The organism is Haloplanus sp. GCM10025708 (assembly GCF_042663985.1).
GTDB lineage: Archaea > Halobacteriota > Halobacteria > Halobacteriales > Haloferacaceae > Salinirarus > Salinirarus marinus.
Genome location: NZ_JBHSZA010000011.1, coordinates 1803634 through 1830627 on the forward strand (window position 1 = coordinate 1803634; position 26994 = coordinate 1830627).

At 65.3% G+C, this 26994-nt stretch carries 24 protein-coding genes and 7 pseudogenes; 16 read left to right on the forward strand and 15 right to left on the reverse strand.

The annotated features are described in order from the left end of the window. The first annotated feature begins 158 nt into the window (after positions 1-158). Positions 159-513, forward strand: a pseudogene (locus ACFQJD_RS13220) (Hsp20/alpha crystallin family protein). 6 nt (positions 514-519) lie between these two features. Beyond that, complete coding sequence (locus ACFQJD_RS13225; protein ID WP_379798817.1) at positions 520-2223, forward strand: ABC1 kinase family protein; 1704 nt, start codon at positions 520-522, stop codon at positions 2221-2223. Between the two features lie 63 nt (positions 2224-2286). Here ACFQJD_RS13225 and ACFQJD_RS13230 read toward each other — a convergent pair whose 3' ends face one another. Continuing rightward, positions 2287-3087 (reverse strand): DUF502 domain-containing protein, encoded by an 801-nt coding sequence (locus ACFQJD_RS13230; protein ID WP_379798818.1) that lies wholly within the window; start codon positions 3085-3087, stop codon positions 2287-2289. A gap of 49 nt (positions 3088-3136) precedes the next feature. On the opposite strand from ACFQJD_RS13230, the gene ACFQJD_RS13235 reads away from it, so the two are divergent. The 5 genes and pseudogenes from ACFQJD_RS13235 (at position 3137) to ACFQJD_RS13255 (ending at position 6458) form a co-directional block, all read left to right on the forward strand. After that, entirely contained in the window at positions 3137-3391 is a 255-nt protein-coding gene (locus tag ACFQJD_RS13235) for a hypothetical protein (protein WP_379798820.1), read from the forward strand. A 9-nt stretch (positions 3392-3400) separates the two neighbouring features. Continuing rightward, positions 3401-3781, forward strand: coding sequence for a translation initiation factor IF-5A (locus tag ACFQJD_RS13240; protein WP_379798822.1), 381 nt, complete (start codon positions 3401-3403; stop codon positions 3779-3781). Next, a pseudogene (speB, locus tag ACFQJD_RS13245) lies at positions 3782-4587 on the forward strand (agmatinase). Between the two features lie 51 nt (positions 4588-4638). After that, on the forward strand, positions 4639-5406 hold the full coding sequence (locus ACFQJD_RS13250; RefSeq protein ID WP_379798824.1) for a Nif3-like dinuclear metal center hexameric protein: 768 nt from the start codon (positions 4639-4641) through the stop codon (positions 5404-5406). A gap of 60 nt (positions 5407-5466) precedes the next feature. After that, positions 5467-6458, forward strand: a pseudogene (locus tag ACFQJD_RS13255) (deoxyhypusine synthase). 413 nt (positions 6459-6871) lie between these two features. On the opposite strand, the gene ACFQJD_RS13260 reads toward ACFQJD_RS13255, so the two are convergent. Beyond that, positions 6872-7213, reverse strand: a complete 342-nt coding sequence (locus ACFQJD_RS13260; RefSeq protein WP_379800518.1) for a response regulator transcription factor — start codon at positions 7211-7213, stop codon at positions 6872-6874. Positions 7214-7370: 157 nt separating this feature from the next. Further along, positions 7371-7520, reverse strand: a complete 150-nt coding sequence (locus tag ACFQJD_RS13265; protein WP_379798826.1) for a hypothetical protein — start codon at positions 7518-7520, stop codon at positions 7371-7373. Positions 7521-7863: 343 nt separating this feature from the next. On the opposite strand from ACFQJD_RS13265, the pseudogene ACFQJD_RS13270 reads away from it, so the two are divergent. Continuing rightward, positions 7864-8422 (forward strand): annotated as a pseudogene (locus ACFQJD_RS13270) (helix-turn-helix domain-containing protein). 273 nt (positions 8423-8695) lie between these two features. Beyond that, positions 8696-9142: a universal stress protein gene (locus ACFQJD_RS13275; RefSeq protein WP_379798828.1), complete on the forward strand. Its 447-nt coding sequence runs from the start codon at positions 8696-8698 to the stop codon at positions 9140-9142. Between the two features lie 4 nt (positions 9143-9146). Here ACFQJD_RS13275 and ACFQJD_RS13280 read toward each other — a convergent pair whose 3' ends face one another. Together ACFQJD_RS13280 and ACFQJD_RS13285 are read right to left on the reverse strand one after the other, a co-directional pair. Beyond that, positions 9147-10418 carry an MFS transporter gene (locus tag ACFQJD_RS13280; protein WP_379798830.1) on the reverse strand — a complete coding sequence of 424 codons (1272 nt, stop codon included), beginning with the start codon at positions 10416-10418 and terminating at the stop codon, positions 9147-9149. Between the two features lie 306 nt (positions 10419-10724). Next, positions 10725-11338: pseudogene (locus tag ACFQJD_RS13285) on the reverse strand (class I SAM-dependent methyltransferase). Positions 11339-11599: 261 nt separating this feature from the next. Between ACFQJD_RS13285 and ACFQJD_RS13290 the strand changes: the two are divergent. Further along, on the forward strand, positions 11600-11794 hold the full coding sequence (locus tag ACFQJD_RS13290) for a cold-shock protein (protein ID WP_379798832.1): 195 nt from the start codon (positions 11600-11602) through the stop codon (positions 11792-11794). 100 nt (positions 11795-11894) lie between these two features. Here ACFQJD_RS13290 and ACFQJD_RS13295 read toward each other — a convergent pair whose 3' ends face one another. The 9 genes and pseudogenes from ACFQJD_RS13295 to rdfA form a co-directional block, all read right to left on the reverse strand. After that, positions 11895-12902, reverse strand: a complete 1008-nt coding sequence (locus ACFQJD_RS13295) for a hypothetical protein (RefSeq protein WP_379798834.1) — start codon at positions 12900-12902, stop codon at positions 11895-11897. A gap of 167 nt (positions 12903-13069) precedes the next feature. Beyond that, the gene (locus ACFQJD_RS13300; protein WP_379798836.1) at positions 13070-13678 is read right to left on the reverse strand and encodes a cytochrome P450; all 609 of its coding nucleotides are present in this window, start codon (positions 13676-13678) and stop codon (positions 13070-13072) included. After that, the gene (locus tag ACFQJD_RS13305) at positions 13600-14391 is read right to left on the reverse strand and encodes a cytochrome P450 (RefSeq protein ID WP_379798838.1); all 792 of its coding nucleotides are present in this window, start codon (positions 14389-14391) and stop codon (positions 13600-13602) included. The genes ACFQJD_RS13300 and ACFQJD_RS13305 overlap by 79 nt, the downstream gene beginning before the upstream one ends. Before the next feature lie 68 nt (positions 14392-14459). Beyond that, positions 14460-15254, reverse strand: a complete 795-nt coding sequence (locus tag ACFQJD_RS13310) for an MOSC domain-containing protein (protein ID WP_379798840.1) — start codon at positions 15252-15254, stop codon at positions 14460-14462. A gap of 85 nt (positions 15255-15339) precedes the next feature. Further along, entirely contained in the window at positions 15340-16494 is a 1155-nt protein-coding gene (locus ACFQJD_RS13315; RefSeq protein ID WP_379798842.1) for a hypothetical protein, read from the reverse strand. Next, positions 16397-17503 (reverse strand): hypothetical protein, encoded by a 1107-nt coding sequence (locus ACFQJD_RS13320; protein WP_379798843.1) that lies wholly within the window; start codon positions 17501-17503, stop codon positions 16397-16399. The genes ACFQJD_RS13315 and ACFQJD_RS13320 overlap by 98 nt, the downstream gene beginning before the upstream one ends. A gap of 51 nt (positions 17504-17554) precedes the next feature. After that, a complete protein-coding gene (locus ACFQJD_RS13325) occupies positions 17555-18478 on the reverse strand; it encodes a DNA methyltransferase (RefSeq protein WP_379798845.1) in 924 nt (307 codons plus the stop codon). Between the two features lie 525 nt (positions 18479-19003). Beyond that, positions 19004-20963 (reverse strand): annotated as a pseudogene (locus ACFQJD_RS13330) (archaea-specific SMC-related protein). A gap of 64 nt (positions 20964-21027) precedes the next feature. Beyond that, on the reverse strand, positions 21028-21687 hold the full coding sequence (gene rdfA / locus ACFQJD_RS13335) for a rod-determining factor RdfA (protein WP_379798846.1): 660 nt from the start codon (positions 21685-21687) through the stop codon (positions 21028-21030). A gap of 90 nt (positions 21688-21777) precedes the next feature. Here rdfA and ACFQJD_RS13340 point away from each other — a divergent pair, with 90 nt between their 5' ends. Then, positions 21778-22968 carry a CaiB/BaiF CoA transferase family protein gene (locus ACFQJD_RS13340; RefSeq protein WP_379798848.1) on the forward strand — a complete coding sequence of 397 codons (1191 nt, stop codon included), beginning with the start codon at positions 21778-21780 and terminating at the stop codon, positions 22966-22968. Between the two features lie 120 nt (positions 22969-23088). Here ACFQJD_RS13340 and ACFQJD_RS13345 read toward each other — a convergent pair whose 3' ends face one another. Next, entirely contained in the window at positions 23089-23682 is a 594-nt protein-coding gene (locus ACFQJD_RS13345) for a flavin reductase family protein (RefSeq protein WP_379798850.1), read from the reverse strand. A 702-nt stretch (positions 23683-24384) separates the two neighbouring features. Between ACFQJD_RS13345 and ACFQJD_RS13350 the strand changes: the two genes are divergently transcribed. The 5 genes and pseudogenes from ACFQJD_RS13350 (at position 24385) to ACFQJD_RS13370 (ending at position 26990) form a co-directional block, all read left to right on the forward strand. After that, entirely contained in the window at positions 24385-24579 is a 195-nt protein-coding gene (locus tag ACFQJD_RS13350; RefSeq protein WP_379798852.1) for a DUF2196 domain-containing protein, read from the forward strand. 89 nt (positions 24580-24668) lie between these two features. Beyond that, positions 24669-25277, forward strand: coding sequence for a translation initiation factor IF-2 subunit beta (locus ACFQJD_RS13355; RefSeq protein ID WP_379798854.1), 609 nt, complete (start codon positions 24669-24671; stop codon positions 25275-25277). A gap of 39 nt (positions 25278-25316) precedes the next feature. Further along, on the forward strand, positions 25317-25562 hold the full coding sequence (locus ACFQJD_RS13360; RefSeq protein ID WP_379798856.1) for a DUF7385 family protein: 246 nt from the start codon (positions 25317-25319) through the stop codon (positions 25560-25562). Positions 25563-25674: 112 nt separating this feature from the next. After that, complete coding sequence (locus ACFQJD_RS13365) at positions 25675-26187, forward strand: HTH domain-containing protein (RefSeq protein WP_379798858.1); 513 nt, start codon at positions 25675-25677, stop codon at positions 26185-26187. Between the two features lie 6 nt (positions 26188-26193). After that, positions 26194-26990: pseudogene (locus ACFQJD_RS13370) on the forward strand (beta-ketoacyl-ACP reductase). Positions 26991-26994: the final 4 nt, after the last annotated feature.

Genomic DNA, 26994 nt, shown 5'->3' on the forward strand with positions numbered 1-26994 from the left:
CCACGGGAAAAAGTGTCTCCCCCGCGAGTCGGGGACGGGTCAACTGCAGTCGCCCGGGACGACGGGCGCTTCCGTGGCCGCGGGGAGCGTTCGCTCGCCCCCGTCCCCGCTGGCCGGAATCCGCGGGCTTTTTCGACCCTCCCACCCTACCGACGGTCATGTCAGCGCTGCGTAGCGCGCTCCGCGAGTTGCCGGACCCGGTGTTCGCCGACCTCCTCGAGAGCGACAGTGAGTACCTCCTCGTCCTCGATCTGCCCGGCGTCACCGCCGACTCCGTCGAGGCGGCCGTCGAGCGCGGCCGTCTGCTGCTCGAAGCGCGGCGCGAGAAGGACGCTCCCCCGAGTTCCGGTACGTCCGCGAGGACCGATCGCTCTTTCTGGACGTGGATATTCCCCTGCCGCCGGACGCCACCGGGGCGGGTGCCGAGGAGCGGTCCACCGCGGCGTTCTCGAACTCCACCTCCCGAAGCGAGAGGCCGCGCCCGAACGGACCATCCCGATCGAGTCGGCGTAAGCCGAGGTGGTTACCCTGGTCAATCTCCGCGCCTACTGGCGCTTTTTCGTCGTCGTCTACCAGTTCTCCCCGCTCATCGTCGCCTACGCGCGGGACCGCCGGCGGTTCGTCCTCTTCGGCCGCTCGCGGAACGTCGACCGGGCGACGCAACTCGAACGCGCCGACCTGCTGCTCGACTCGCTGTTGACCCTCGGGCCGACGTTCATCAAACTCGGCCAGCTGCTCTCGACCCGTCCGGACGTCCTCCCACCCGCCTACATCGACGTGCTCACCCGGTTGCAGGACGAGGTGCCGCCCGCGCCGTGGGCGGACGCGCGCGCCGTCGTCGAGGACGAACTCGGCCCCGTCGACGAGGTGTTCGACGACTTCGACCGCGATGCGATCAGCGGCGCGAGCCTCGGGCAGGTGTACCGCGCCACCTACGAAGGCGAGGACGTCGCCGTGAAGGTCAGACGCCCCGGCATCGAGGACCTGGTCGACACCGACCTGCGGGTCATCCGGTGGACCCTCCCGGTCGTCGTCCGCTTCACCGGGCAGGCGCGGGCGTTCTCGCTCGAGAACCTCGCCGACGAGTTCGCCCGGACCATCCGCCAGGAGATGGACTACGACCGCGAACTGGAGCTTCTCACCGAGATTCGGTCGAACTTCGCGGACGACGACCGCGTTCGCATCCCCGCCCCGGTCGACGGGCTCTCGGGGGCGCGCGTGCTCACGATGGAGTACGTCGGCGGGACGAAGATCTCCGACGTCGACGTCCTCGACGCGACGGGACTGGACCGGAGTCGCCTCGCGGAGGTCCTCCAGCGCATCTACATGCAGATGATCCTCGAAGACGGCGTCTTCCACGCCGATCCGCACCCGGGGAACCTCGCCATCGCCGACGACGGCGCTATCGTCCTCTACGACTTCGGCATGAGCGGCCGGGTCGACGCATTCTACCGCGAGAAGATCATCGACTTCTACATCGCCGTCGCCAACCAGGACATCGACGGCATCCTCGACGCGATGATCGAGATGGGGACGCTCTCGCCGGAGGTGGACCGGGAGGTGATGGGCAACGTGATGGAACTGGCCATCGCGGACGTTCGCGGCGAGGAACTCGAACAGTATCGTGTCCAGCAGGTCATCCAGCAGGTCGAGGACACCATCTACGAGTTCCCGCTGCGCCTCCCGCGGAACTTCGCGCTCATCCTGCGCGTGGCGACGGTGGTCGAAGGGGTGTGTGTTACGCTCGACCCCGACTTCGACTTCATCCGCGTCGCCACCGACTTCCTCACCGAACGCGGCTACCGCGAGGAAGGGGCGCGGAAGGTGGTCGAAGACGTCTCCGAGCAGTTCCGGCGGACGGGGGAGTCGCTGGTGACGGTGCCGCCGAAACTCGACGAGGTGCTCGACCGGACGCGGCGGGAGAACCTCGCGGTGAACGTCCGCCTGGAGGACCGCAACGACGTCCTCGAACGCCTCGCCAAGCGCATCGTCTACGGCCTCCTCGTCGCGGTCGGCGTCCTCTCGACGACCATCCTCTACTCGTTCAGCGACTCGCCGGTGGTCGCCGGCGTCGCGGGTGCCTTGACGATCCCGGTCGCGGTCTTGCTCTATCTCTCCTTTCGCAAGCGACGAGGGATCCGGGCGAAACCGCAGTTCACTCGGCAGAAGCTCAGGGAACGACGGGAGGATCGGTCGGTCGCCAGCGAACGCGGCGACGAGTAAGGCAGTCGCCAGCGAACGCGGCGACGTGTCAGTCAGTCGCCAGCGAACGCGGCGACGTGTCAGTCAGTCGTCGTCCGCGACGAACTCCTCGCGTCGGCCGTCGGAGGCGATGCCGCTGGTGACGATGCTCTCGACGCCCTCGGAGACGGTCATGTCGACGTCCATGACGCGCTCTTTCGGGACGTGCGCGAGGAAGCCGCCCATCACGGGGTTGGGTGCGAGCGGGAGAAAGAGCGTCACCATCTCCTCGCAGTCGGCGGCGAGTTCGACGGCCGCCGGCGATTCGGCCGTCTCGAAGCCGACGGTGTAGGCACCGTCGCGCGGGAACTCGACCAGTTTCACCTCGCGGAAGTTCTCCACATCGCTTTCGATCATCACGTCGCTCATCCGCCGGAAGCCCCGGTAGATGGACCCGAATCCCGGGATGCGCGCGACCACGGCGTCGAAGTAGTCGAGGAGTCGCTCCCCGTAGCTGACGCGCGCGACGACGCCGACGCCGACGATGCCGGTGGCCAGCAACAACACGGCGATGAGTTCGGTGACGAACTGGACCTCGCTGGCGACGACGTCGGTTTCGAGCAGGAACGCGACGACGCCGATCTCGCGGACGCCCGAGATGAGGCCCGCCCACTGCATCACTTTGATGGCCGGTTCCAGCGCCCCGGCGAGGAACTCGAAGGCGATGTCGAGAACGTACAGCGTCACGACGAGTGGGACGATGACGGCGATGCCGGTCAGCACGACGTCGAGGGCGACGCGGTACAGCGATCGACCGGCACGGCGCGCGGTGCGGGCGTGCCGGCGCGGGGGCGCGGAATCGACATACTCCTGCTGAGTCAGGGGGACGGATAGTGGTTGGGCCAACGCGTGAACGCCTCGGGGCGGCTTTGCACCGTTGGGACGGCGCTGACGCGTGGACGTCGAACCGTTCGGACTGGAGCGCCAGCTCGCGGAGTACGAACGCGGGGCGGACGTCACGCTCGCCGAGAGCGGCGTCCTCGCGCCGGGCGGACTCTTCGGCTTCCCCGGCGACTTCCGCATCGGAGTCGGTCTCCCGAACGCGGAGCTGGACGAGGGCTCCGCCGGGTCGGCCGCGTCATCGACCGGCAACGCGCCTGACGCGAGCCGACGCCGCGTTTCCAAACCGTTTATACTCCGCCCTCGGTAACTCCACGGTATGGCGAAAGAGCAGAAGCAGGTCCGCGATCTTCAGGAGGGGAGTTACGTCATGATGGACGGTTCCCCCTGCAAAATCAACGCCTACAGCACGGCCAAGCCTGGCAAACACGGCAGCGCCAAGGCGCGCATCGAGGGGAAGGGCGTCTTCGACGACAAGAAGCGCAGCCTCTCCCAGCCGGTCGACGCGAAGGTCTGGGTCCCCATCATCCAGCGAAAGCAGGGGCAGGTCGTCTCCGTCTCGGGCGACGACGCGCAGGTCATGGACCTCGACACCTACGAGACGTTCACAATGCGGATGCCCGAGGACGTCTCGCTTTCGCCCGACGACGAGATCGAGTATCTCGAATACGAGGGCCAGCGGAAGATCGTCAGCACGTAGATGTTCCCCGGGGCGTCCGCCGACCGGTCCGCCGCGGACTACGTCGTCGTCGGAGCCCCGCTCGACGTTTCTACGACCTTTCAGCCCGGGACTCGGTTCGGCCCCGACCGAGTTCGGAGATACGCGCGCTCGTACGAGGACTACGATCGCCGCACGGACGCGCGGTTCTCCACGTTGGCCGTCCACGACGCCGGCGACGTCCGCGCCTGGGACGACGCTCCCGACTACGTCGACTACCTCTCGGGCGCCCTCGGCGACGTCGTCCGCGACGACGCCGTCCCGCTCCTCCTCGGCGGCGAACACACCGTCACCGTCGCCGGCGTCGACGCCGTCTCCCCCGACCTGTTCGTCTGCCTCGACGCCCACCTCGACTTGCGCCGCGAGTTCGACGGCAACGAGTGGAGTCACGCCACCGTCACCCGGCGCGCGCTCGACGCCGCCGATCGCGCCGTCGTCGTCGGCGCGCGCACCGGGAGCGAGGCCGAGTGGGCCCGCGCCGACGACGACGACGTGACCGTCGTCCCGCCCGAGCGGGTGCGCGAGTGGCTCGCCGACCCGCCGGCGTTCGACGGGTCAGTCTACCTCAGCGTCGACGTCGACGCCGCCGACCCCGGATTCGCGCCGGGAACGGGGACGGTAGAACCGTTCGGCCTCACGCCCCGGGAGCTCCGCGACGTCGTCCGAGCGGTCGCCCCCACGCCGACGGCTTCGACGTCGTCGAAGTGAACGACCGGGACGACGGCCAGGCGGCCGCCCTCGGCGCGAAACTGCTCCGGGAGTTCGTCTTCTCGCACGCCGACGCGTGAGCGGTCGCGCGGAGACGGGGGATACAAGCCGTCGGCCGACGAGATGCCGACATGCGCCTCTCCGAGTTCGTTTCCCGACTGGACGATCGACTCCGAACCGACGCGTACGCCGACCTGGACGCCAGCGCCAACGGCCTGCAGGTCGGCCCCGACGAGGGCGAGGTCGAACACGTCGCCTTCGCCGTCGACGCCGCCGTCGCCACCGCCGAATCGGCCGCCCGAGCGGGAGCCGACGCCCTCGTCACCCACCACGGCCTCGTCTGGGGCGGGATGGACCGCCTCACCGGTCAGCAGTACCGCCGCGTCGAACCGCTGCTGGCGAACGACCTGGCGCTTTACGTCTCGCATCTCCCGCTCGACGGCCACCAGACGCTCGGCAACGCTGCCGGCCTCGCGGAGCTACTGGGACTGGACGACCGAGAGCCGTTCGGAACGCTCGGCCCGGAGGACGTCGGCACGCGGGGCGTCGCCGCCGACCCGTATTCGACCGCCGGCCTCGCGGACCTGTTGGACCGCGAACTCGACACCGGCGGTCGGGAGACGCAGGTGCTCGATTTCGGCCCCGACGAGATTCGAGACGTCGCCGTCGTCACCGGCAGCGGCGTCGACTGGGTGGAGGAGGCGGCCGACGCCGGGGCCGACGCCCTGGTGACGGGCGAGGGGAAAGGCAAGGTGTACCACGAGGCGCGGGAGGCGGGGATCAACGTCTTCCTCGCGGGCCACTACGCGACGGAGACGTTCGGGGTGCGGTCGCTCGCGACGCTCGCGACGGAGTGGGGGCTCGAGACGACGTACATCGACCACCCGACCGGGTTGTGAGCGAGCGTCCGCCGGCCGAGAACCGCGGCGTTGAAAGCGTTCCGCGCCGGAGTCGAAGCCATGACAGACGAGACGCCACGCGAGGAGTTCAGCCCCGACCCGATCGGCCACACCGACGTGTGGGCGGGCATGAGCGTCGGCGACCTCGTCGCGGAGTACGGTAAGGCCGGCATCGGTGCGGCGGACCTCCACCACGCCGCCGACATCTACACCGAGATGCTCGACGACGACGTGTCCGTCTTCTTCGGCCTCGCGGGCGCGATGGTCCCCGGCGGGATGCGGAACGTCGTCGCGGACCTGATTCGAGACGGGCACGTCGACGCGCTCGTCACCACCGGCGCGAACCTCACCCACGACGCCATCGAAGCGATCGGCGGCAAACACCATCACGGCCGTACTCCCGAGGACGGAACCGCCCGCGAACACGACGAACGACTCCGCGACGAGGGCGTGGATCGGATCTACAACGTCTACCTCCCGCAGGAGCATTTCGCCCTGTTCGAGGACCACCTGCGCGACAACGTCTTCCCCGAGATCGAGGAGACGGTGAGTATCCGGGAGTTCGTCCGCGAACTCGGGCGAGCCAACCTGGAACGCAACCGCGCGGACGACGTCGCCGAGGGTACCGGCGTCGCCGCCGCCGCCTACGAGGCCGACGTCCCGATCTACGTGCCGGCGATTCAGGACTCCGTCCTCGGCATCCAGGCGTGGATGTACTCCCAGACCTCCGAGTTCTCGCTCGACGCCCTCGCCGACATGTCCCACGTCAGCGACCTGGCGTTCGCGGCCGACTCCGCGGGTGCCGTCCTCGTCGGCGGCGGCGTCCCCAAGAACTTCGTCCTCCAGACGATGCTCACCATCCCCGACGCCTACGACTACGCCGTCCAGTTGACGATGGATCCCGAGGCGACCGGCGGCCTCTCCGGTGCGACCCTGGAGGAAGCGCGCTCGTGGGGCAACTGGAGAAGTCGGCGCGCAACGCCACCGTCCTCGGCGACGCCACCGTCACGCTGCCGTTGCTCGTCGCCGCCGCCCGCGAACGGGCCGACTGAGGCCGCTCGATGGCCGTCGATCCGCTCTCGCGGTCGGAAGCCTCTTTCCCTCCGCGCGGCGTACGCCCTGACGGCCGATGACGAGCGCACCGCTCCGAGTCGGGGTGGCTCCCGACGGCGACGAGCCCTATGAGTGCCGAGGCCTCTTCTCCTATGTAGGGAGATGCTTCCGTTATTGAACAAGCGACCATCAGAGAGGCGGATATAACCGATAGATTTCCAATGTTGAACTGATTTCCCCGTCACCAATCTCGCTGTGGACGATATCAAAAACAACGTCCCACAACACTACATACCACTCCAAGCTACATCTAAGGAGGGCGGCATCCCCGAGTTCGGCGTTATTGGATCTGTTGAAATCCTATTGGTCAGGCACTAGAGAGAAACACCCGGTAGGTAGATCCGCGCACTTCTCAGATACTCTGGCGCATTGTGTCGGTAAACGTTGCTCGATCGATCGGCTTGGTGAGGTAGTCTGTAACGTCGTTTTCACACAGGTTCGAATCGGGCTTATTGGCGCTAATCACGATGACCGCTCCGTCGAAGGAGGTTTTGTCGAGTCGCTCGACGACTTCTGAACCGGAGAGTTTCGGCATCTGGCGATCAAGCACCAGAATATCGATCGTCTCATCGAGTTTCTCTATCGCTTTCTCCCCGTTCCGGACATCGTTCGTCTCATAGATGTCCTCGTTCATCAACCAGAGGCAGAGTGTCTCGCGGAAGTCTTCATCGTCATCAGCTAGCACGACCGTCACCTGCTGCAACTCTTGCCTCGCTGTGTCGGACTCGCTCGGGGAGCGGGGGAATCGAGAGCGTCGGTCATACGAGGATATCTGTCCCCGTTCGAGAATCCTTTCGGGATGGCTTATCATGGGATTCAAACCAGTACCCGCTGTTGTTGGCATCCGAGCGTCAATCCGCCAGCTCGACGACCATGACTTCCATGTCTGAGCTCGTCCCGTCGGTGCGGTATTCCCACGTTCCACGCGGATCGACGTTGTTTTGGAGGGCAGTAAGAATCACCCGGCCGAGAGCAGCCTCGAAGTCCTCTGTACTCGACATCTCGTCGTCGGAAGTGAAGTCGGTTGTCATAGTGGGGAACACGCTCGACTGATACGACGTTGCCGCAGTGTGGAACTCACTGCCACACAAACAGTAGGGGCCGCAGTCGTACGTCTCTACATCGCCTGATACGCCTTCACATGGGATAACACTATCGGAAGACATGGCACACCATGTATTCTATTCTACCGAGGGACCATCTCTACCGAGTCTTTAACGCAGTTGCGAGAGAACGAGCGTGTATCGAATGAGCGTCATCACTGAGTTGACCATCCCATCTGAGGAGTTCGAGTTAGGACGGATCCTCCAGGTCGAAGGACCGACCCAGATCACGCTCGAAACGATGGTGCCGCTGGGGGAAACCCACACCGTTCGTTCGGATTCATAACGACGCACGAGAGACGTTCGAACGCTCCGTCCGCGAGCACCCGTCGGTCAACGAGATCACCCTCGTCAATACACACGAGGACGAAACGTTGTACGCGCTGGATTGGGAGCCGTCCGAATCCTCACTGTTGCAGACGATGCTCGATCTGGACGCGGTACTGTTGGGCGCAACTGGAACCGCCGACACGTGGGGACTCGAACTACGATTCCCTACTCACGAATCGCTCTCGGAGTTTCAAGAGCACTGTATCGAAAAAGAACTCCAAGTGTCGATTGAGCGTATATACAATCCCACGAAACCGGACGCCGGACCCTGGTACGGGTTGACGGCCCGGCAGCGCGAAACGCTCATGCACGCCGTGGAGAACGGATACTATTCGCTGCCACGTCAAATATCTACCCAGGAACTCGCGGACACGTTCGACATTTCCGACCAAGCCATAACCGAACGCCTCCGACGAGGCATCTCTACCCTAGTACTGAACACGCTGTCGGTCGATGAGAAGGAAGACTAATCTGGGTTACTATTGTTCTTCTGCCGGCGCTTGTTTCGCTGATTCTATAAATCTCTCTTCACAAGCTTCTTTGACCTCTTCAGCCGTCAAAAAGACCGACGCGCCTATGAGGTCACCTTCCCGGTTCTTCTATTAATTCAAATCGTGCATGTAGGAATCTCGGAGAGCGTCTGGTACTCTGTGGAGAGGAACTGGTCGAGGACGTCGACGTTCTCGACCAGCGAGAGGCGTCCGTTTTTATCCGCTCCCCGTGAGTATCATACGTGACAGCGCATGTTCGATCGAGTACTCGTTCCGACGGACGGTAGTGAAGCGGTCGAGCCGGCCGTAGAGACCGCGATGGACCTCGCGGAAGTTCACGAGGCGACGCTCCACGGTCTGTACATCGTCGATCAGCCGACCTCCGTCTCCGGGACTGGCGAGGGCGTCCCCGGGTTGGACAATCTGCTGGACGCGCTGGAACGGGAGGGGCGGGAAGCTACCGGCGACGTCGAATCCCGTGCGCACGACCGGGGTCTCGAAGCGACGACTGCGGTCCGGCGAGGCAACCCCTACGACGACATTCTCACGTATGCGGAAAAGCACGACGTCGACGTGATCGTCATGGGGACCCACGGGAGAACGGGCGTCAAACGGGCCCTGCTGGGAAGCGTCACCGAGGCCGTCGTTCGGCGTTCCGAGATCCCGGTCCTGACCGTGCGCCGAGGTTCGGCGGAGTAGCTACTCAGTGAACGGGGGCTTCGTCGGCGGCGTCCTCGGCTTCGGGGCCGTATCTCTTCAGGGCTAACGCGACCGCGGCACAGATCGCGCTCAGTACGACGAACAGGGAGAACCCTCGCGCGTAGCCGATCCGGCCGTAAACGTCCGTATAGTACCCGAGCGCCGGGAGGATGAGGAGCGTCCCGCCGCCGCCGATGCCGCTGATCCACCCGGAGGCACCGCCGACGGCTTCCGGGACGAACTTCGGAACCAACTCGAACACCGCCGCGTTGGCGACGCCCATGCCGGTCCCGAGGACCATCATGCCGACGAACGCGGGCCAGAACCCGACCGCGAAGGTCATGACCGCCGCACCGATCGCCATGACGCTGAAACTCGCGACGGCGACGTTTTCACCGCCGAATCGGTCGCTGATGCTGCCGCCAGGGATCCTGATGAGCGATCCGTAGACGATGAAAACGCCCGCCAGCAGGCCCGCAGTCGAGAGGTCGAAGCCGTGGAACAGATCCCAGTAGGTGGGAAACCAGGCCGACAGCGAGGTGAATCCGCCACCGAACGAGACCGTATAGAGGAAGACGAGTACCCACGTGCGGCGGATCGAGGCGGACTCTCTCAGTGACTCCCACGTATTACCGGACGGGAAGATGTCCTGTCCGAGTTCGTCCGCGACCCGTTCGGCCTCGTCTTCGTCTTGCCCCCGTCGGAGGAGTTGGAAGTAGTACGGGTCGACGGCGTACACCGCGTACACGATCGTGACGGCGACCACGAACGCGAACCAGGCCGAGTACGCCGCCGTCAGCCCCCAGAGACCGATCAAGACCGGAAGAACGAAAACGACCAACCCCGGTCCGATGTTCCCAGCACCGGCGAACGCGCCCATCGCGAACCCCTGTCTGTCGCTCGGATACCAGTAGGAGGTCTGGCTGATGCCGACGGAGAACGTCGCCCCGCCCGCTCCCGCCAGTAGTCCGAACAGCACCAACAGCGGGTAGAGATGCATCCCGAAATCGTCGGGATAGGTCAGAAACAGCGTGACGACGAGGCCCGCGATTCCGACCGTCGTCGTCGCGAGCAGGATGAGCATCGGCTTCTTCCCGCCCGCCTCGTCGACCCAGGCACCGAACGGGATTCTGAGAACTGCCTTGCTCAGGTGTGGCGAACCCAACAACAGCCCGTGGAACACGCCCGTGAGCGCCAGGTGTTCCTCGAAAACCGGGCCTGCAGCGCCGTAAAAGACGATCGTAGTGAGACCGCCGAAAAAGCCGAGAGTGGCCATCAACAGCCCTCGCCGCGGGGTCCCGACGACTCCGTGCCCGTCCGCCGATCGGCTCTGACCGCTCATCACCTTGGCAGTGGCGTTTCCTGCCGTATGAAGTATGCGAAATTAATTACGATCCGGATCCGAGCCGCTGTATTACCATCGCGTTCGATCCCGACGTGGACTGGAGCCGACGAGTCGTCGAACTCGGTCGCGACAGCGGGTCCGACGGCCGACCGGCCGTCGATCCGGTGAGTCGTCCGTCGTCGCGGCCGTCGCCGCCCGGTGGCGAGTTCCGCGTCGTCCGGGCGCTCGGCGGCGACGCTACGTCGCTCGGAAGACGCGCGTCGTGTCCCGGCCGTCGGATTCGGCGTCGACCTCGACGAGTCCGAGTTCGGTGAAGATGCGGTTCCAGCCGCGGTAGTAAAGGGGGACGTCCTCCCGGACGTAGTTCACCGCGGGACCGGACGACTGCGAATCTCCTCGCCTTCGTTCTCGACCGTGACGAGCAGGTCGGCCGTGATCCGAGCCAGGTCCTCGAAGACCCACTCGACGTCGGGATGGAGGTGCTGGAGCGTCTCCACCGAGTAGACGGCGTCGAACGCGTCGTCTTCGAAGTCCTCGGCGACGTTCTCTATCGCGTCGTGATAGAACGTCCCGCTGTCGAAGAGGTCGGGGTACGTCTCGGCCATCACGTCGAACGCGTCGGCGTTGACCTCGACGCCGGACAGGTTCTCGAATCCGTTGTCGAAGAGATGCGCGAGGTGCCGGCCCGAACTGCAGCCGAGTTCCAGCACCCGCGCGTCCCGATCGACGAACCGGTCGAGGTGGTGGAGAATCGTCTCGCTCCGCTCGTCCGGGCCGTAGTAGGCGTAATACTCGGGCGAGTACTCCCCGGAGCGTTCCGCCCACTGACGGCGAACCTCGTTAGAATCCACGTCTGTACACGCCGGCCCACACCTAAAGTCCCGTCGGCCGATCCTCTCGGATCGGATTCGGCGATCGGGGAGCTCCGGGCTGTGGATTCCGCGGAATTTTCCGTTCGTTGTGACGGTTCCGACGAATAATCACCGAACTCCCCCGTATCCAACCAACTATCTGCTAAAGATTGTATTTATGGGACATTTGTAGACTGCTGTCGTTGTTTCGATGACGAATACGAAACCCTTATCCGTATCTCCTGCCTCAATTCAATCGCAATGGCAAACGGTAAGGTTGACTTCTTCAACGACACTGGCGGTTACGGTTTCATTTCCACCGAGGACTCTGACGACGACGTGTTCTTCCACATGGAGGACGTTGGCGGCGAGGACCTGACGGAAGGGACCGAGATCGAATTCGACATCGAACAGGCCCCCAAGGGCCCGCGCGCGACGAACGTCGTCCGCGTTTAAGCAGGTCGCACCCGTCGTCGAGAGACGACCCGGCGAAACTGCGCTTTTTCGGCATCTAACGCCCGAGCGGCCGCGCCGGCGGCGCTCGTCGCGCCCGGACTCACAGGAACCCCGAGACGAAGAACTCGAACAGGATGAAGAAGATCGGGAGGAGTATCGAACTGGCCAGTCGGGTGATGATGCCGATCGAGAGCGGGTAGAGCTGTACGTTCTGGTACTCGTCGTACTCCCGGCGGGCGCGCTGGATCTCTAGCTGGAGCAGGTCGTCGGCCGTGTCGTCCCCACCGTCCCCTCGACTCTCGGAGAGGCGCGCTTCGAGCGAGCGGATCCGCCGTCGCCGCGATTCGAGCATGTTCTCGCGCAGGTCCTGAGCGCGCCGGTTCACCTTGTACGTCGGATAGAGGAAGTTGAGCGCGACGAGCAGGACGAACAGGGCGACGCCGACGTAGACGACGTTCTCGTATCTGATGTGCGACGCGATCTGAAACGACAGGGGGAGCGCGAGCGAACCGAGAGAGATGACGAGCGTCATCCGGATGGCGAAGCGGCCGATCGTACTGAGACCGCCCAGCCCGTCCGGGTGGAGCGGGTCGATTTCGAGGTCGACGTCCCGGGCGAACGCCCGGATGGTGAGGACGGTGACCAGTCCGCCGTGGGTCCGGAGACCGACGAACACGAGCCAGTAGACGAAAAAGCCGAGATACGCCGTCCGTTCGACCTGCGACGTGATGCCCTGGCTTGCGAAGTAGCCCTGCCCCAGCACGAACACGAGCAAGACGAGAGCGACCCACGGAAGCGTGGTCACCCACCAGTACCGCGAGTAGATGGTATCGAACCGCTCGGCGAGGCGTCGCAAGGTTTCGTCCTCCGCTTCGGTGACCGTGTCGTCGATGTCCGCGAAAAAACCCGGCAGGAGACGCTCGTCGTAGTACCAGACGTCGAACGGGGCGACGACGACCATCAGGCAGGCGAGCGCCTGCCCGACGAGAAAGAGCGTCGTGGCCTCCGCGGGATCGACGGCGACGATCGAACACGCCACCGGAATCCAACCCAGCGTCAGCATCGCGGCGAGAAACGGATGGCCGACGTACTGCTGTCCCCACGACACGATACGGCTAACCCAGATCGACGTCGAATTATATCGCACCGTTGACTCCCGTGTCTCGACAGCGGATAATTGGTTTTGGGGTCGACACACCGGCTCGTCGATACGTTCCGGTCGTCCGACTCACCGCTCCACGACGCGGAACGTCGTCCCGGATTCCATTCCGAGGGTCATCTCGGGGGCCAGCGGCGGATCGGCGTCGGTCGACTCCCGGCGGAGTTCGTATTCGCGGCCGACGGTCGCGAGCGCTGCTTCGCCTCGATGCGGGCGAGTTCCCGACCGATACAGCGTCGCGGCCCGCCGCCGAACGGGGCGTAGGCGAAATCCGGGAGGTCCCGCCGCAGGCCGTCGGTCCAGCGGCCGGGTCGGAACGTCTCGGGGTCGTCGAAAAATCGCGGGTCGCGCTGGACCTGTTCGACGGCGAGAAAGATTCGCGACCCGGCCGGGACGCGATAGCCGCCGACGGTCACGTCGGCCGCCGCCTCGCGCGGAATCGTGTAGACCGGCGGGTAGAGGCGGAGCGTCTCGGTGACGATGCGGTCGGTCACGTCGAGCGAATCGAGGTCTTCGACCGTCGGCGGCCCGTCGAGGCGGTCGACCTCCGCGTGGAAGCGCCGGCGGACGTCGGAGTTCGTCGCCAGCGCGTAGAACGCGAACGCGATCGCCGTCGCCGTGGTGTCGTGGCCGGCGAAGATCATCGTCACGACCTGGTCGCGGAGGCGGTCGTCGCCGAGGGCGTCGCGCTCTCCCGCACCCGACTCCCGGAGGGCGACGAGCAACGAGAGGAGGTCGTCGGCGTCGGCGGGCGTCGACGGGGGTTTGCCGCTTTCTCCGCCAGGAGGCGGTCGGCGACCGCCCGCAGTCGTCGTCGCCCGGCCTCGAATCGGCGGCGTGCGGGCGTCGGTACCCAGTTCGGGAGCGGATACGACGTGGGCGTGAACCAGTCGCTGAGTCGCCCCGCCGCCTCGCGGACGTCCTCGTCGCCGTCGAGGGCGAGTTCCCGGCCGAACAGCGTCGCGAACAGGACGTCCAGACTCAACTGACTCGTCTCGGCCGGGAGGTCGATTCGCTCGCCGTCGTCCCAGCGTCGCCGCCGCCGCCGGACCTGTTCGACGATGGTATCGGCGTGGCTGCGGAGTCGCTCCCGGCGAAACAGCGGCTGGAGAACCTCGCGCTGTCGTCGCCACTCTCCGCCTTCGGCGGCGACCAGTCCCCGACCGAACGCGATACGGAAGTCCTCGGATTTGCGGAACTGCTCCCGGTCGCTCACGAGGACGCGGTCGAAATGGTCCGGGTGGGCGAAGTGGTAGACGTCGCCCGGGCCGAAGAGCCGAACGCGGACCACGTCGTGGTTCGCCAGCGCCCGATCGCGAAAGCCGAAGACGTCCCGCATCGTCCGGAACGAGTGTGTCAACGGGTGTCCCACGGTCGAGGGATACGGCGGGAGCGGCGGTGCGTTCTCGGCGTCGCCGCGACGGCCGTCGCCTGCCATGGGTGCCCCGTCCCGCGTCGGCAACTTATAGCAATCGCCCGCGGCGTGGCGTCTCTCCCGCCGGGCGGTCAGATTATCTCCACGTCGTCGCCGACGGAGAGCGTCTTTCCGCGGTCGGCCTCCGGAATCCGGGAGATGAGCATCAGCGTGTAGTGGTGGTCGAAGGCGTCGGGATCGGCCCACTCCGGAAACGTCTCCTCGCGTTTCTCGACGAACCGCTGACGGAACTCCGGAAGCGGATCGCCCGTGTCCGGGTCACGACCGGGGACGACACACCGGGCACACGGCTCTGCGCCCTCGAATCGAACGTCGCCGGCGACGAACGCGGGGGCGTCCGCGCCGACGAAGCGGTCCTCCCAGAAGGCGGGGACGCCGCCGACTTCGACGTTGGCGCGGAGGCGTCGCCGGGCGCTCTCGACGGTCAGCTCGTCGAACCACGACGCCACCTCCCGGAGCGTAGCGGTGCTGATGACGGACGGACCCATCGTCGGTCGGTCGACGAACGCCGGCGGTTCGTTCCGGTGGAAGGCCACCTCGACGTCGAGATACGAACTCAGCCACTCGCCGACCGCCTCGCGATCGATTGCCAGATCGAACCGCCGGTGCTCGCCGTCGGGCGTGCGGAACGTCAGCGTCTCGGTGTCGAGGTCGACCGACGTCCGGAGTTCGTGGATGCGCGCCGTCTGCTTGCCGTTGTAGGCGAACTCGCGCAGCGTTCCGTCCTCGGCCGTCGCCTCGGGGTCGGTCATGGCGTACTCCCTGTCGCCGGCGACGGTGCCGGCGTCGGTGACCTGGACCGTCTCGACCTCTTCGGCGTCGAACCCCTTCACTGGATAGCGTCGAATTCGCTCGATGTGTGCCACGCCGACGTCTACAGGAGGTCCGCTAATAACTTTTGAGGAGACGCCCACGCTCACTCCGCTTCGAGGAGGCCGCTTCGGAGTCCCGTCACGAGGGCTTCGAGTTCCTCGGCGTCGGCGTCGACGTCGACGTTGAGCGTGAGTGCGTGGTGCCCGTTCCGGTCCCCGGAGGCCGTCCCCCGCCCTCGCTGTCGGGTTCGCCGGTTTCTTCGGTTTCGTCCGCTTCGCCGGCCCCTTCTGCACCGCCGCCGGCTTCTTCTGCACCACCGTCGGCTTCTTCCGCTCCACCGTCGGCTTCTTCCGCTCCACCGTCGGCTTCTTCCGCTCCACCGTCGGCTTCTTCAGTTTCGCCGCCGGCTTCTTCGACTTCCGCAGTCGCGTCGCCGTCGACGGCGAGTTCCTCCGACGCTTCGACGGTTTCACGGACGTCCTCGGCGGCCGACTTGGCCTCGGTGGCCGCCTCGCTCGCTTCTTCGGCGGCCGTCTTGGCCTCCTCGGTGACGGATTCGACGTCGCCGACGAGTTCCTCTACGACCTGTTCGAGTTCGTCGGTGACTTCTTCGGTGACTTCTTCGGCCGTTTCAGTGGTCTCTTCGGTGACTTCTTCGGCCGTTTCAGTGGCTTCCTCAGTGACTTCTTCGGTGACTTCTTCGGCCGTTTCAGTGGCTTCCTCAGTGACTTCTTCGGTGACTTCTTCGGCCGTTTCAGTGGCTTCCTCAGTGACTTCTTCGGTGACTTCTTCGGCCGTTTCAGTGGTCTCGCCGACGGCTCCGTCGGCGGCGTCGATGGCTTCGACCGCGTCACGGACGTTCTCGGTAGCCGTTTTCGCCTCGGTGGCTGCCTCGCTCGCCTCTTCGGCGGCCGTTTTGGCCTCCTCCGCGACGGACGCGACGGCGGCCACGGCCGCTGTCGCCTCCTCGGGTAGGCCTTCGGTAGATTCGCTCGCTTCTTTGGTAGCTTCTTGGGCGGTCTCGGTGACTTCCTCAGCGGATTCGCTCGCTTCTTTGGTAGCTTCTTGGGCGGTCTCGGTGACTTCCTCAGCGGATTCGCTCGCTTCTTTGGTAGCTTCTTGGGCGGTCTCGGTGACTTCCTCAGCGGATTTGCTCGCTTCTTCGGCGGCTTTCTGGGCGGTCTCAGTGACTTCCTCAGCGGATTCGCTCGCTTCTTCGGTGGCTTCCTGGGCGACCTCGGTGACCTCTTCGGCGGATTCGGCTACGCCCGCGTTCTCGGCGACAGCCTCCACCGCACGAGCTGCCTCGCTCGCTTCTTCGGCGGCCGACTTCGCTTGCTCGGCGGCGGATTCGACGTCTTCGACGAACTCTTCGACGGCGGGGGTCGCGGCCCTTTCGGGACGGGTTGCGGCCGCTCGCTCGACATCTGCGACGGTTCCCGTCGCTTCGGCCGCTCCGTCGATTGCCTCGGTCGCAACGGCAGGGGGCAGCCGCTTCCGCCGCTGTTTCGGCCGCCCGCTCGGGTGCCTCCGCACCGTCTGCGGTTGCTTCTGCAGTCGTCTCTTCGGCCGTCGTTTCGGCCGCCTCCTCGGGTTCTCCGGCGGCCTCGTCGGCTTCCCTTCCGTCCCCCAGCTCCTCGACCGCCGTCACGGCTTCGACCGGTTCCTCCGTTTCCACCATCTCTGCGGCTTTCTCCGGGACTTCCTCGACGCCCATCCCCACTTCTTCGACCGTTTCCGTCTCTTCCGTGGGCGTTTTGTCGGGCTCTTCACCCGTCTCCGCTTCGGGAGGTTCCTCGGCCTCGCCGCTCGGAAGGACGTAGCGCTCCCGCTCGTCGCGTTCGAGAAGCCCCGCCCACTCGTAGAGGTCGAGCAGGGTGGTGATCCCGCTCCGGATGCGACTGGCGTCTACGTCCTGTCCCGTGACCGCGGCCACGAGAGGGACGAGCGTCTCCTCCGCGGTCGGGTTCTCTCGGACGAGTCCGCGTATCTCCTCCGTCGGCGGCCAGTCTTCGAGTAGCTCGCGAGCGCGGGCCTTCGCTCGCTCCTCGTCGCCTGCCGCGAGGGCACCGGCGAGCGCCTGCCCGATGCCGGTCAGTCGGTGTTTCTGGCCCTCGGATTCGAGGATGTCGACCTGTTCGAGAAACCGGTTTTGCCGGCCGACGGCGTCGGACACCCCAGTCTCGTCTTCGACCGCCGAGGTGTACCGCGGTTCGGCCGCAGCGCCGACTGCTGACCAGCCGACGAGTATCTCCTTGAGGGTATCGAGGCTGACTCCCTTCGGGACGTGATACGCTGGCATCGGTTTGGTGTGAGACGCCGACCCACAAAATCGGTCGGCCAAAACGCTCCGTCACTCCGGTTTGCGCAGGACGACGATGAACGAGGAGTTGAGGTTGGTGTAGAAGACCGACGGGTAGCCGTTCAACACGAGACGGCGGTGTTGATTCTGATCCCAGACGACGAGGTCGTGGTAGTCGAAGCCGGCGGCCTGTCCCGCCTCGGCGACGTCGCTGTGGAGGGGGACGTACGGCCGGTCGCCGTCGACGTCGCGGAAGTCCTTGACGACCCAGACGTTGTAGCCGCCGGGCGTCGTCGCCGCGTAGATCTCGTCCATGATCTCGCCCACGCTGTCGAGATACTCGTCGTACTCCAGGTTCCCGAGGTCGTTCTCGGCGTCGCTGTAGGCCGACGAGGTGGAGTTGTTCTCCGCGTCGATGATCGAGTACGACCGGTCGTCGCGATCCTCGCGCGCGAGGTGGATGAGATTCGCGTACGGGGGCGAGGTCACCGTCGCCTGCACGCTCTCGGGGTCGAGGTACTGATCGAGGTTGCGGCAGTCGTCCCGGACGATTCGCTGGTCGTACTCCTCGCCGTCGGTGAATCGCGACAGCGACGACTGGGCGAGTTGCTCACGGCCGATTTCGGCGAACTCCTCGACGAGTTCGATGCCGAGTCCCCGCCGATCCGCTTTCATCGCAGCGATGACCGTCGTTCCGGTGCCGACGAACGGATCGAAGACGAGGTCGCCCTCTCCGGAGTAGATTTCGACGAGGCGACGCGCCAGCGCCTCGGGAAACGTCGCGCCGTGTTCCTTGTGGTACTCCTGACGAGCGGAACTCAGCCCCCGCCAGACGCTCCGACTCCGCTCGGTCCACTCCGCGGCCGTCAGCCCGTTGAACGAGCGTTCGCGCTGGGCGGCCGCGCTCTCCGACGTCGCCTCCTCCGGATCGACGCCGAACCGCGCGAGCGTCTCTTCGGGTGGGTCGTCGTCCATCTGTCCGGACGTATACGACCGACGCCAATACGCTTTGTCGTGGCCGTCCGATCCGCGGTGTCCACGGTCCAGCCCGAATCGAACCGGTCGTCAAAATATAAGAAAATATTATTCTCCGTAGAAGTATAAGATTTAATTCTATTTTGACGGGCTGCGATCGTTCAGTAGTTCATACTGTCCATATCGTTGTATAGATCGGTTTTATTGCCCTTCTCGGTGCTTTTCACAGAATTCGCGTGAAGAGATGAGACGATCGGACAGACGAGTATCGGTTCGTGGTCAATCGCCGTTTTCGGCCGTATCACCGCCTAAAATCGAGTTACATCCGACGTCGACGATTGTTCGGCCGGCGGTATACCTCTTAGAATATGATTACATTCAGTTATGTAATTATATATTATAGGTAGCATCAAATTAGTGTAGCGGACGGGAGCGTATCCGGTCGGTCGTGTTGCCAGCGCCGAGGGCGTCGGCCAGTCACGGAGCACGTCCGACCACGAACGGGATTCGGTCCATCGGGGGTTCTCAGACGTCCGTTATCCGCTGGTACTCGTCGTCGAGAGCGCCGGCGTCTTCGGGGAGGAGCGCGACCACCAGATAACCGGTGTACTCCTGGAGATACTCGACCAGTCCTGCGATGCGATCCGAGTCGATGGCCTCCAGGGAGTCGAGCAGCATGAACGGGAGGTCCTCGTAGACCTCGTGGGCGAGATACCCCGCGAGCGCGAACACGAGGCCGGTCACTTCCCGTTCTGACTCGGAGAGGTGGTCGACCGTGTCCTCGTAGGCCGTCCCGGACTCGGTCATCCGGACAACGTGTAGCCGGAAGACTTTCTCCTCGACCGTCCGGCGTCCGTCGCGGACTTCGCGTTCGCGACGCTCGATCCAGATCCGTTCGAGGTTCGCGTAGGCCAGCCGTTCCAGCACCGTGTCCATGTGCTCGTTGAACGTCTCGACGGCGTCCTCCTCGATGCGGTCGATGCGCGTCCGGAGCTCCGTGAGTTCGTCCGTGACGGCCGACAGCTCCGTGTCGACGTCGTCGCGCCGTTCGATGCGCGTCTCGACCGTGTCGATCTCGTCTTCGACCTGTTCGAGATCCGTCTCGAGGCGGCCGAGTTCGTATTCGATCTCGTTCGCCTCCTTGTGGAGTTCGAGGACGGTGCTGTAATCCTCGTTTTCCAGTTCGTCGACGGCCGCCTCGACGTCCTCGATCTGATCGGTCAGGCGCTCGCGGCGCTCCTGGAGGCGGTCGATGGCGTCCTCGCTCTCCTCGATTTCGGCCTCGGTCTCACGGAGTCGGCGTTCGATGCGGTTCCGTTCGTTCCGCGCGCGTTCGAGGGAGCGGCGCTCCTCGGTCAAGTCGTCGATCCGCTCGTCGAGGTCGTCGATCTCGCCGATCTTCCGCTGGCTGAACTCGCGCAGTCGGTCGAGCGTTGACTCGATCTGCTCGCGGTCGACGTCGCTTCCACAGGTCCAGCACGTCACCGTATCGTCGAGCAGTCGATCGGTGACGGCTTCGTCGTCTTCGTCGGTGAGCGCGGTGAACACGTCGGAGTCCGAATCCGCGAGCATCTCCTCGTTGAACCGGATGACGCTCTGTAGCTCGTTCGCCTCGGTTTCGAGCGTCTGCTTGCGGTCGCGGAGGCGGCTGAGCTCCGATTCGAGTTCGTCGAGGTCGTCGGCGACCGTCTCCGATCGTTCCTCTCGGTCGGCTTCGAGTTCGCGCCGCTCCCGTTTCAGCGCTTCGAGGCTCTTGCGTTCGGTTTCGAGGTCGTAACGGACGTCGTCGAGTTCCGAGCGCTTCGACCGGAGTTCGTCGAGTCGCTCCTCCAGTTCGGCTTTCTCCTCGACGTCTACGTCGGCCGACTCGAGTTGTTCCTCTTTGGCCGTCAGCTCGTCTTTTTCTCCTCGATTCGGTTTCTGATCCGGCTCCGTTTCTCCTCTGCCCCGGCAGGTCGCGTTTCAGCTCCTCGATTTCCTCCAGTTCCCGTTCGAGTTGCTCCCGCTCGTCGACGAGGCTCTCGATGCGGGCCTGAATCGCCTCGGTATCGACGGGGCGCATGATGAGTTTCCGGAGGTCGTCGCCGCGTGCCACGGCCCGACGCGCCTCGTTCGATTCGAGCAGGAACGCGAACAGGTCGGCGAGTTCCGCGTCGTCGAGATACGGCTCCCCGTCGGTGACGACGGTGTCCGACCGCCGACTCAACCGCCGCGTGTAGGTCTCGTCGCCGAGCGTCAACTCGACGCGGCCCTCGTCGGTGTCGCCCTTGAGACTGACGTCGTCGCTACCGAGGGCGGCCATGAGCGCACGCAGGAGCGACGTTCGGTTCGTCGCGTTTCGCCCCACGAGGACCGTGACGCCGGGCGAGAACTCGGCGGCCGTCTCGTTGATGCCCCCGACGTTCTCGACGTGGACGGTCGCGTCCGCGGTAGAATAGTCGTCCAGTTTCACGGGGCGACGTTGTTCGGACAGTGTAATAAGCATTACCCGCTGTTCCCGCGGCCGAGACCCGGCGACGCTGCCGACGAGGATAACGACAGTACGTTCGTTATCCTGACGCGGATCGACAGTCGCACGCGCCGCGATCGAGGAGTTCCGACGCCTCGTACTGCACACCGCAGTCCTCGCAGACGACGGCGACGTCGACGAGGACGCGGAAGTCGCCGAGGTCGACGTGTTCGCCGTCTCGCAGCTGCTCGAACTTGCCTTCGGTCACCGCCGCGATGCGTCCCCGGAGCTGCTGGACGTTCTGCTTCTCGATCGCCGTTCGATCACCTGTACTCTGTGAGTACTCGGCACCGCGATACTCCCGGAGATACGTCCGAATCGCCTGGTACGTCACGAAGTCCTCGAGAAGGGCGTCGACGTCGACGCCCTCGCGTTCCAGCTGTCGGCGGGTTCGCTGGCGGTCGGCGTCGCTCACGTCGGTCGCGGTCAGGAGTCGGTAGACGTTCTCCGACTCCCCGTCGAGGGTCTGTATTCCGGCCTCGTCCATCGCCGTCGCGAGCAACTGCTGATTGAAGTAGTCCGCCAGATCACGGAGGCTCCGGCGCTCGTCGGTGTCGGTCGTCCAGAGCCGCTCTAACTCCGTTCCGAGCGCGTCGAGCCCGTACTCGTCGAGGAGCCGAGCGACCTTCGGACGCCGTCCCGACGTCCGTTCGGATCGGTTTTCGGGGAAGCCATGGCGTCCATTGCCGAGCGACCGCATTAATACTTGTTCTCGTGGTGGCGTCCCCCGCGACGCGTTCCGGTCCGCCGAAAAAGAGGTTTAATAACGGTTCCGGGCGTCGCCCGTGGTATGCCACCACTCAGCGACGTGACCGTTCTCGACGTGACGCAGATGGTCGCCGGCCCGTTCGCGTCGATGCAGCTCGCGGACCTCGGTGCGGACGTCTACAAGGTCGAACGACCGGACGGGGGCGAACTCGGCCGGTCGAATCCGCCGTTCGTCGACGGGCAGAGCGCCTACTTCGCCGCCGTCAATCGCAACAAGGGCTCGGTCGCGCTCGACCTCCAGTCGGACCGCGGTCGCGAGGCGTTCCTCTCGCTCGCCGAGAAGGCCGACGTCGTGGTCGAGAACCATCCCCCTGGCCGACTGGAGCGATTCGGCGTCGGCTACGACGCCGTCAGCGAGCGGAACCCGGGGATCGTCTACTGCTCGATCACCGGCTTCGGGCAGACGGGGCCGTACCGCGAACTCCCGGCGCTGGACATCGTCGCGCAGGCGATGAGCGGCGTGATGAGCATGACCGGGCCGGCGGACGGAAAACCGCATCGCGCGGGCGTCCCCATCGGCGACATCGCGGCGTCGATGTACGCCGTCCAGAGCATCGTACTCGCGCTGTACGAGAGCGAACGCACCGGCGAGGGCGACTACCTCGACGTGTCGATGCTCGACTGCCTGATACAGTGGCTCACGGTTCGGGCGGGCTACTCGTGGGGGACCGGCGAACCGTACCCGCGGATGGGGAATTCGCTCGAGGAGTTCGTCCCGTACGGCATCTACGAGACGGCCGACGGCTATCTCGCGGTGGTCGTCGTCGCCGACCACCACTGGGAGAAGCTCTGTACCGCGATCGACCGCGAGGATCTCGCCGACGACGAGCGGTTCGCCACCGCGCCGGCTCGCATCGAGAACCGCGAGGCGGTCGACGACCTGCTGGAGTCGGCGTTGGCCCGCGCGCCGGCCGACAAATGGTTCGACCGATTCCGGGAGCACCGCGTGCCGGCAGCACCGGTCCTCGACACGCAGGAAGTGTGGCGCGACGAACACGTCCGGGCGCGCGACCTGCGGACCAGCGTCGAGGCCGACGGGACCGAACTGCCGGCCATCCGGTATCCGGTGTCGGTCGGCGACGCCGACGGAGAGATCACGGGCGGCGTCCCGGACCTCGGTGAACAGACGCGAGAGGCGCTCCGAGCGGCGGGCGTCGACGAGGAACGCATCGAGGCCGTCGTCGCGGCCATCGAGCCGCCGTCGGCCGAATAGCCCCGTCCCGCTATCGGATAGCCGCTCGTGCGGGCGTGGTCCCCCTCCTCGACGCGGTCGGGGACGTGCACGCTCCGTTCAGTGACGGCGGTTTCCGACGGCGTCGACGACCGCCGACAGTCAGTGCTGCCGTTCGAATTCGACGGGGTCGGAGACGGTGTAATACGGCCCGCCCAGCCGCCCCACGGTCGGCATCTTCCGCATGTCGATTTTCCCCTCCGTCAACACGTCGTCCGAGACGTGGAAGTGTTCGACCTCGCCGAAGACGACGAGTCGGTCGTGGATCCTCATGGAGTCGAAGAACGAACACTCCATCGTGACGACGGCCGCGGCCACGCGCGGCGCGTCGATCCGCTCGCACTCGGCCCGGTCCACGTCCGCGAGGTCGAACTCGCTCTCCCCGGGCGGCGCGCTCGCGGAGGTGCGGTCCATCCGTTCGAGCAACTCCTCAGTCACGACGTTCACGGCGAACTCGCCGGTCTCTACCGCGTTCCGGGCGGTGTCTTTGAGTCCGCCGTGGTCCTCGTTCGGCGAGTTGAACAACACCACCGGCTCGCTCGACGACACGTAGTTGTACGAACTGTAGGGAGCGAGGTTGTCGACCCCGTCCACGCTCCTCGTGCTGATCCACGCGATCGGCCGGGGGCTGACTGCGGATTTGACGATGCGGGCACGCTCCCGCTCGGTCAGCGCCGCGCGCTCGTGTTCTACCATCGATCGCCGGTGCTCCCCCGACGACCAAATCTGTTGTGCTGGTGCCGGCGCTTACCCCTTTTCGGCGCGTCGGGATCGGGTTCATACACCGGGACGACAGATGCGCCGCCGCGCCGACCGAGACACGAGATGACGGGTGGCGTTTCCAGATGGCGGCTAGCATTAGTCCGGCAGCGGGCTACCGGCGACTCGGTCGCCCGGCGTCGACGAGGCCGTATTGGCAGCCGTCGTAAATAATAACTATTCTATCTTTTCTATCTTAAAGGCAGATTTAATATATGTCGTGAGCGGCCTTCCTCGTGGAGTCACCTGATCTACGTCGATCGTCGAGTAAGCGAAGCGGGTCCCGGATAAACAGCGTAGATACGGTCTCTATCGCGTATACACGCCGACCATCGACGTCAGATCGCATCCGATCCTTCTGAGACGTGATACGAGAACGAGAGGCGATAAAATCTCGGTAGAAGAGATATACGCTGCTACGACGTCGCTACCGAGAGATCGTCGGTCGAACACACGACGCGGAGCGCTTTCGCCTCCTTGATATTCGGTCTCAAGATACATCAGATATAGATAATAGACAGAATGAGAATATAATTGCCTCGTACCGCCCGTAGCCGCGCGGATTCGCCGTCGCACCGTCGGCGAACGAGGTCGGATTTGGGCCAACGCTTACCGGCGTTCGTCTCCACATCCTCGTTCATGTCCGCAGACCTCCCGACCAGACGCGAACTCCGGCAGGGGATGACAGTCGAGATCGAGCAGCCCGACGGCGACCGCATCCTCGGTGACGTCGGCGTCATCAAGACCGACGAACGGACCCATCCGGAGGGCATCCTCGTCAAACTCAAATCCGGGGCCCAGGGGCGCGTCAAGCGCGTGGTCGGCGACGAGTGAACGCCCCGCCGCGTGAGGGCGCTACGGCCCCGACCGGCTGTCACGTCGACCCACGGAACACCTTTACACCGGAGGCGCTTCGGGTCGGTATGGATTACACTGTTGCGCTCGACCGGGCGTTCGACGCCCTCCCGGATCAGCCACGGGAGGCCGGGACGCGCCTGTCGGTTCCAGATCCCGCCGGGGAGACGGACGGCGCGTTCACCCGTCTGACGAACCTGAACGCCATCGCGACGGCGCTGTCGCGGGACGCCGAACACGTCCACCGCTCCATCCAGCGCGAACTCGGAACGGCCGGCCAGCTCGACGACGGCCGCGCCCGCTACAACGGGTCGTTCACCGTCGCCGACTTCGAGGCGGCCGTCGCCGAGTACGTCGCCGAATACGTCACCTGTTCGGAGTGTGGCCTGCCCGACACCAATCTCGTCCGCGAGGACGGCGTCGACATGCTCCGGTGTGAGGCCTGCGGTGCGTTCCGCCCCGTCGAGAAGCAGTCGTCGGCTTCGACGACGCAGGCGTCCACGCTCGCGGAGGGACAGACCTACCGCGTCGAGATCACCGGTACGGGCCGGAAAGGCGACGGCGTCGCCGAACGCGGCAAGTACACGATTTTCGTTCCGGGAGCGCGCGAAGGCGACGTCGCCGACGTCTACATCGAGAACATCAGCGGCACCCTCGCGTTCGCTCGGCGAGTGTAACGGCTCAAGCTACATACGCGCCGCCCTCGTGACGCCGCTATGGAGACGCTGGACGTATCCGACGGCTTCGACGTCCACGAGTATCGACACGGACTCAAACTCCACAGGCAGGACGGCGAGTCGATGTATCTCGTCAACCGTGCGGACTTCGCCTGTCCCGCCTGCGAACGGCCGTTCGACAGGCTGTTCGTCTCGTCGGCGCGGGAGGTTACCTTCGCGAACCCACCCGACGCCCCGTTCTGTCTCGTCCGCACGCCGGACCGCCTCCTGTTGTTGACCCACTGACCGGGCGGGAGACCGCCGCCAGTGTCTCTCTCGGATTTCGAGAATGTTGGTAAAGCTACATTAGGGTAGAGCGAGGATACCTGATACGGCGTGTCCGCGGTAAGGTGTACAGATGATACTCAACGAACTCACAGAAACGGCAGACAGGCGTATCGAACTCCACGTTCGAGCGGACGACCCCGCCCCGGGTCACCACTCGGACGTCGTCGAGACGTTACGCGAACTCGACGCGGACGGCCGCATCGACGGCTTCGATGTCTCGACGTGGCCCGAACGAGCGACGCTCTCGCCGGATCGCCCCGGCGTCGACGTCGTCGACGCCTACGAACACTTCCAGTCGTGGGCGTCCGAACGCGGCGTCTCCATCAACCCGCCGTTCGTCGTGCGGACGGGGACGCGGACCCTCGTCGGCGACGAGTACGCCGTGTTGCGGACGCCGACGGCGTGTCTCGCCGTCTACGACGGCTTCGAACTCGTCGGCGTGTTCCCCTGCGTCGACGGTGACACCGTCCACACCGTCGACGACGCCCTCTCGACGCTCGAATCCACGACGCGGACGCGACGGGCCTCCCCGAGGGGTCCTCGCTCCTGGCCGGCCGCTGACCGGCGACCGTTCGCGAGGTGAACGACCATGAACTCGAAAATCGTCCAACACGCGGCAACGACCGAGGCACAGCAGCGAGCGAACCCACTCGACGGTAAGACGTGCGTCGTGACCGGGTCGTCGCGCGGTATCGGCCGCGAAATCGCCCTCGAACTCGGCCGGCACGGCGCGTCCGTCGCCGTCAACTACCTTTCGTCGGCCGACGCCGCCCACGAGGTGGTGGACCGGATCGACGCGGGAGCCGGCGAAGCCGTCGTCGCACAGGCCGACGTCACCGACCGCTCGGACGTCGACGACCTGGCCGCCCGCGTCCGCGAGTCGTTCGGGTCGGTGGACGTCCTCGTGAACAACGCCGGCATCACCGCCGACCGGCGCTTCGACGAGATGTCCCGCGAGGAGTGGGACCGCGTCGTCGACACCAACCTCGGCGGCGCGTTCAACGCGACCAAGGCCTTCTACGACGACATCAGGAAGCCGACCACGGCCGCCTCGTCAACGTCGCCAGCGTCGTCGGCTTCACCGGCAACTACGGCCAGTCGAACTACGCCGCCGCCAAGAGCGGGCTGGTCGGGTTCACCCGGGCGCTCGCACACGAGCTCGCCCCCCACGGCGCGACCGCCAACGCCGTCGCACCGGGGTACACCCGGACCGACATGGTCGACGACGTGCGCGAGGACATCCAGGAGCGCATCCGCGAGAGGATCCCGCTCCGGCGGTTCGCCGACGCCGAGGAGATCGCTCCCGTTGTTCGGTTCCTCGCCAGCGACGCCGCCGATTACCTCACCGGCGAAGTCGTCAACGTCAACGGCGGGATGTACGCGTAGCGGA